Origin of the sequence: Streptomyces sp. NPDC001530, from assembly GCF_042894545.1 — a bacterium.
Lineage (GTDB): Bacteria > Actinomycetota > Actinomycetes > Streptomycetales > Streptomycetaceae > Streptomyces.
Window position 1 is genome coordinate 164,368 of sequence record NZ_JBIAVS010000007.1, and the last position, 6,000, is coordinate 170,367.

Annotated in this window: 5 protein-coding genes; 2 read left to right on the forward strand and 3 right to left on the reverse strand. The window is 71.0% G+C overall.

The features are described 5' to 3' along the window. Window positions 1–10 precede the first annotated feature (10 nt). Window positions 11–814, forward strand: a complete 804-nt coding sequence (locus ACFY0T_RS15830) for an endonuclease I family protein (RefSeq protein WP_388869786.1) — start codon at window positions 11–13, stop codon at window positions 812–814. 46 nt (window positions 815–860) lie between these two features. Here ACFY0T_RS15830 and ACFY0T_RS15835 read toward each other — a convergent pair whose 3' ends face one another. Genes ACFY0T_RS15835 through ACFY0T_RS15845 form a run of 3 tightly spaced genes read right to left on the reverse strand, consistent with a single transcriptional unit; the run spans window position 861 to window position 5,031 of the window. After that, window positions 861–2,546: a thiamine pyrophosphate-binding protein gene (locus ACFY0T_RS15835; RefSeq protein ID WP_388869789.1), complete on the reverse strand. Its 1,686-nt coding sequence runs from the start codon at window positions 2,544–2,546 to the stop codon at window positions 861–863. Further along, a complete protein-coding gene (gene speB / locus ACFY0T_RS15840; RefSeq protein WP_362510292.1) occupies window positions 2,543–3,511 on the reverse strand; it encodes an agmatinase in 969 nt (322 codons plus the stop codon). The genes ACFY0T_RS15835 and speB overlap by 4 nt, the downstream gene beginning before the upstream one ends. Before the next feature lie 56 nt (window positions 3,512–3,567). Beyond that, the gene (locus ACFY0T_RS15845; protein WP_388869792.1) at window positions 3,568–5,031 is read right to left on the reverse strand and encodes a sodium:solute symporter; all 1,464 of its coding nucleotides are present in this window, start codon (window positions 5,029–5,031) and stop codon (window positions 3,568–3,570) included. Between the two features lie 198 nt (window positions 5,032–5,229). Between ACFY0T_RS15845 and ACFY0T_RS15850 the strand changes: the two genes are divergently transcribed. Continuing rightward, window positions 5,230–6,000 (forward strand): PucR family transcriptional regulator ligand-binding domain-containing protein (locus ACFY0T_RS15850; protein WP_388869794.1); only part of this gene is annotated, 771 nt, incomplete at its 3' end.

A 6,000-nucleotide genomic window follows, 5' to 3' on the forward strand; every position in this document is an offset into this window, starting at 1 on the left:
ACGCCCCCACATGCCCGCCACGCACATACGCCGCTGGAAGACGCTGGCGCTGACCACCTCCGCCGTGCTCGTCGGCCTCACCATGCCGACGATGACCGCGACTCCCGCAGCCGCCACGACGACCGCGTACGACAGCACGTACTACAAGAACGCGGTCGGCAAGACCGGTACGAGCCTGAAGTCCTCGCTGCACACCATCATCAGCAGCCAGACGAAGCTCTCGTACTCGGCGCTCTGGGAAGCCCTGAAGGTCACGGACCAGGACCCGGACAACAGCAGCAACGTGGTCCTGCTGTACTCCGGTCTCTCCCGCGGCAAGACCCTCAACGGCGGTGACGTCGGCGACTGGAACCGCGAGCACGTGTGGGCGATCTCCCACGGCAACCTCACCACGTCGACGGGCCCGGGCACCGACCTCCACCACATCCGCCCCGAGGACGTGCAGGTCAACGGCATCCGCGGCAACAAGGACTTCGACGAGGGCGGCAGCACCTTCACCAACGCCGGCGGCAGCCTCACCGACTCCGACTCCTTCGAGCCGCGCGACGCGGTCAAGGGCGACGTGGCCCGCATGATCCTCTACATGGCGGTCCGCTACGAGGGCGACGACGGCTTCGCCGACCTGGAGCCCGACGACAAGGTCGCCAACGGCAGCAACCCGTACATCGGCAAGCTCTCCGTCCTCAAGACGTGGAACGACGAGGACCCGCCGGACGCCTTCGAGGAGCGCCGCAACCAGGTCATCTACGACACCTACCAGCACAACCGCAACCCGTTCATCGACCACCCGGAGTGGGTCGAGGCGATCTGGTAGACCGCCCCCACCCCTCACCGCCGGGCCGCGCGCCGCGGCCCGGCGGTCAGCCCAGGTGCGTCGGTGCGAACATGCGCAGTACGGCCGGGAGCAGCACCACCGAAGGGCCGGGTGTGGTCAGGGCCTTCGCCAAGTCCTGCTCCAGCGTCTCGGGGGTTGTACGGATCCCCGGGACGCCGAACGACTCCGCGAGGGCGACGTAGTCCGGGCGCGCCAGCTCCGTCGCCGTCGCCTGGCCGAAGGCGCCCGTCATGTACTCGCGCAGGATGCCGTAGCCGCCGTCGTCGACGATCAGCCAGGTGACGTTCAGGTCGTACTGCTTCGCCGTCGCCAGCTCGGCGATCGAGTACAGCGCGCCGCCGTCGCCGGAGACCGCGAGGACCGGGCGGGTGGGGTCGGCGGCGGCCGCCCCGAGCGCGGCGGGGAAGCCGTAGCCGAGGCCGCCCGCGCCCTGGGCGGAGTGCATGGTGTTCGCCCCGCGCGCGTCGAAGGCGGACCATGCCCAGTACGCCAGGATCGTCATGTCCCAGAAGGACGGGGAGTCGTCCGGGAGGGCCCGGCGGACGGAGGTCAACACGTCCTGTTCCAGGGTGAGTTCCTGGGAGGCGATGCGCTCCCGCACACGGTCGAGAAGGGTGCGTACGCGGTCCGCCGCCGTAGGGTCGGTGCGCTCCTCGACCGTCTCCAGGAGCGCGGAGAGCGCGAGCCTGGCGTCGGCGTGGATGCCCAGCGCCGGGTGGTTCGACTCCAGCTTCCCGAGGTCGGCCTCGATCTGGATGACCTGGCCCCGGGGCTTGAACGTGTGGTAGTTCGACGACAGTTCACCGAGGCCCGAGCCCACCACCAGGAGCACGTCGGCGTCCTCCAGGAAGTCCGTCGTGTGACGGTCCTCCAGCCAGGACTGGAGGGAGAGGGGGTGTTCCCAGGGGAAGGCGCCCTTGCCGCCGAAGGTGGTGACCACGGGGGCCTGAAGCCGCTCCGCGAGCGACTTCAGCTTTCCGGACGCGTCGGCCCGTACGACGCCGCCGCCCGCGATGATTGCCGGGCGCTCGGCGGAGGACAGCAAGTGTGCCGCCACCGCGGTCAGTTCGGGGCGCGGGACCACGTCCTCCGGGGTCGCGTCCATCGCCGTCACCACCGGCAGATGCGTCTCGGCGAGGAGGACGTCCTGCGGGATCTCCACCCACACCGGGCCGTGCGGAGCGGTCAGCGCGGACTCCCAGGCCTCCGCGATCGCCGAGGGGATCTGCGACTGCGTACGGACCGTGTGAACCGACTTCACCACACCCCTGAACGAGGCGGCCTGGTCCGGCAGTTCGTGCAGATAGCCGTGCCTGCCGCCGCCCAGCCCCGCCGTCGGGATCTGGCTGCTGATCGCGAGGACGGGGGCGGAGGCCGCCGCCGCTTCCTGGAGCGCGGCCAGCGAGGTCAGCGCCCCGGGGCCCGTCGACAGCAGCAGCGGGGCCGCCTCGCCGGTGATCCGGCCGTACGCGTCCGCCGCGAACCCGGCGTTGTTCTCCACGCGCAGGCCGACGTACTGCAGCGAGGACCGGCGCAGCGCGTCGAACATGCCCAGCGCGTGCTGGCCGGGAAGGCCGAAGACGGTCGTAGCGCCGAGACCGGCGAGGGTCTCCACGACCAGGTCTCCGCCGTTGCGGCCGGGGGGAGGGTTCAGCGCGGCCTCCGTCTGCGCCGCCGACGGACGGAGCACCAGGTCGTGGTCGTGAGTCACTTCGCGCGTGCCTCGGCAATCTGGCGGGACATGATCGTGGTCAGTTCGTACGCGGTGTGCGACGCCGCCACCGCCGTGATCTCGGCGTGGTCGTACGCGGGCGCGACCTCGACCACGTCCGCCGAGACCAGGTTGCAGGACGCCAACCCGCGCAGGATCTCCAGGAGTTCGCGGGAGGTCATGCCGCCCGCCTCCGGCGTGCCGGTGCCGGGCGCGTGCGCCGGGTCGAGGCAGTCGATGTCGATGGAGATGTAGAGCGGGCGGTCGCCGATGCGCTGGCGCAACTGGTCGGCGACCTCGTCGGCGCCGCGGCGGTAGATGTCCGCCGAGGTGACGATGCCGAAGCCCATCTTCTCGTCGTCGGTGAGGTCCTGCTTGCCGTACAGCGGGCCGCGGGTGCCGACGTGCGAGAGGGCGGAGGTGTCGAGGATGCCCTCCTCGACGGCGCGGCGGAACGGGGTGCCGTGCGTGTACTCGGCGCCGAAGTACGTGTCCCAGGTGTCGAGGTGCGCGTCGAAGTGGAGCAGCGCGACCGGGCCGTGCTTCTTGGCGACGGAGCGGAGCAGCGGCAGCGCGATGGTGTGGTCGCCGCCGAGCGTCATCAGGCGGGCGCCGGTGCCGAGCAGCTCGTCGGCGGCGGCCTCCACCGTCTCCACGGCCTCGTTGATGTTGAACGGGTTCGCCGCGATGTCACCGGCGTCGGCGACCTGCGCGAGGGCGAAGGGCGAGGCGTCCTGCGCCGGGTTGTAGGGGCGCAGCAGCCGGGACGCCTCGCGGATCGCGTTGCCGCCGAAGCGGGCGCCCGGCCGGTACGAGACGCCGGAGTCGAACGGCACGCCGACCACGGCGACGTCGGCGGTGCCGACCTCGTCGAGGCGCGGCAGCCGGGCGAAGGTCGCGGGGCCCGCGTACCGCGGGATGCGGGACGAGTCGACGGGGCCGCGGGGCGTCTCGTTGCTGCTCATGGGTTCTGCCTTCTTTCCTACGCTTCGTCGCGTATGTACTTCATCTGTCCAGGACTCTACTGGTGAGCCGGGACCGGTTCGGACAAGGGTTCGGCGCCGCGGCCGGCCAGACGCTCCCGCCAGGCGGCCAGGACGGCGGCCTCGGTCGGCTTGGTGGCCAGCGACACCACCACGTACGCGGCGAGCGAGGACAGCAGCCCGTAGTAGACGGGCTCGTTCGCGAGGATGCCGTACGTCGCCATCAGGCCGATGACCGCGAGCCCGCCGACGGCGACGGAGGCGAGCGCGCCGGGCGCCGTGCCGCGCTTCCACAGCAGTCCGCCGAGGATCGGCACGAGCAGGCCGCCGACGAGCAGGTTGTACGCGACGGTCAGCGCCTCGACGACGTTGTTGAGCGCGATCGCCGTACAGATCACCGCGACCCCCATGATGAGGATGAAGGCGCGGTTGCCCTTGACCTCGTCGTGGTCGTCGCCGTTCTTGCTCGTGGTGGCTCCCCGCAGCCGCGACCAGATGTCGTTGTTGGCGACGGTGGCGCAGGCGATGAGGGCGCCGGAAGAGGTGGACATCACGGCGGCGAGGGCGGCGGCGAGCACCAGCCCCCGCACCCCCACCGGGAGTTCGTCCTTGACGATGGTCGCGAAGGCGGTGTCGGCGCTGGGCAGCTTCGGGTAGAGGACCTTCGCCGCCGTACCGATGACGGCGCCGGCGAGGGCGTAGACCAGGCAGTACGTGCCCGCGACCGTGCCGCCCCACTTCGCCGTGGTGTCGCTGCGCGCGGTGAACACGCGCTGCCAGATGTCCTGGCCGATCAGCATGCCGAAGGTATAGATCAGCACGTACGTGAAGATCGTCTCGCCGCCGATGCCCAGCGGGTCGAAGTACTCGGTCGGCAGCTTGGCCTTCATCTCGCTGAACCCACCGGCCTTGACGACCGCGATGGGAAGCAGGAGCAGCAGTACACCGACGGTCTTGACGACGAACTGCACCATGTCGGTGAGGGTGATCGACCACATGCCGCCGAGGGTCGAGTACGCGACGACGATCGAACCGCCGAGGACGATCGCGAGCGTCCGGTTCATGTCGAAGAGGACGTCGAAGATCGTGGCGTACGCGATGGTGGACGTCACCGCGAGCATGAGGGTGTACGCCCACATGACGACACCGGAGATGACACCGGCCCGGCCGCCGTAGCGGAGGTCCAGCATCTCGGAGACGGTGTAGACCTTCAGGCGGGCGATGCGGGCGGAGAAGAAGACGGAGAGGGCGAGGAGGCCGAGCCCGATGGTGAAGACCATCCAGGCCCCGGAGAGCCCGTACTGGTAGCCGAGCCCGACGCCACCGATGGTGGACGCGCCGCCGAGGACGATGGCAGCCATGGTGCCGGAGTACATGGCGGGCCCGAGCCGCCGCCCCGCAACCAGGAACTCACTCTTGGACTTGGCGCGGCGCATGCCCCACCAGCCCATGGCCAGCATGCCGACCAGATAGACGACGATCACTGTGTAGTCGACGGCCATAAGGGGCCCTCCTTCGCGCACTCTCGGTGGCGTGTCGTGCAGATGGGGACGCGGTCGGCGGGTGGGGACCGCCCGACCGGCAGACCGGCAGCGGATCGCGGGGACATACGCCCGTACCCGCGGCTGCCGACGGGACTGACCTTAGGTGGCCGGAAAGCGACTCTGAAGTGTACGTTTCATCCACTACCGACGAACCGGATGGAGGAAACGTCCACCATGCCGGACACATCCAACCCGCCCGCCCCGCCTGTCCCACCCACCCCACCGGTACCGCTGAGTGCGCTGCTGGCCCGGGAAGACCTGGGCCTGCGCCAGATCGCGGGCCCCGTGGACGAGACGACGGTGATCCACTGGGCCCACACCTCGGAGATGGCCGACCCGTACCCGTACCTGCTGGGCGGCGAGCTGCTCCTGACCGCCGGGGTCCACATCCCCGAGGCGGCGGGCTCGGGCACCTACTTCGACGACTATGTGTCCCGCATCGTGGCGGCGGGCGGGACCGCCCTCGGCTTCGGCCTGGCCCCGGTCCACGACACGGTCCCCCGCGCACTGGTCGAGGCCTGCGACGCCTACGGCCTCCCCCTCCTGGAGGTCCCGCCCCAGACCACCTTCTCGGGCGTGGCCCGCGCCGTCTGGCAACTGATGGCCCAGGCCCGCCTCGCGGAACTACGCCGCGTGACAGAGGCCCAACAGAGCCTGGCCGCGGCCGCGTCCCGCCCCGACCCGGTACCGGCGGTACTGCGACAGCTGGCCCAGCGGGTGGGGGGCTGGGCGGTGCTGTACGGGCCTGACGGGGCGGAGGTGGCGGGGGCGGGGAGAGTGACCGAGGGCGCCGGGGGCAGGGGCGTCGCCGAGCGGGGGGTGCCCGGGACGACCGTCGGGCAGGGGCACGCCGCGGCTGGGGGCAGCCCAGCGGCGCAGGCTCGGGCCGAGCAGCCGGCAACCGCGCACGCTCCGACCGGGCAACCG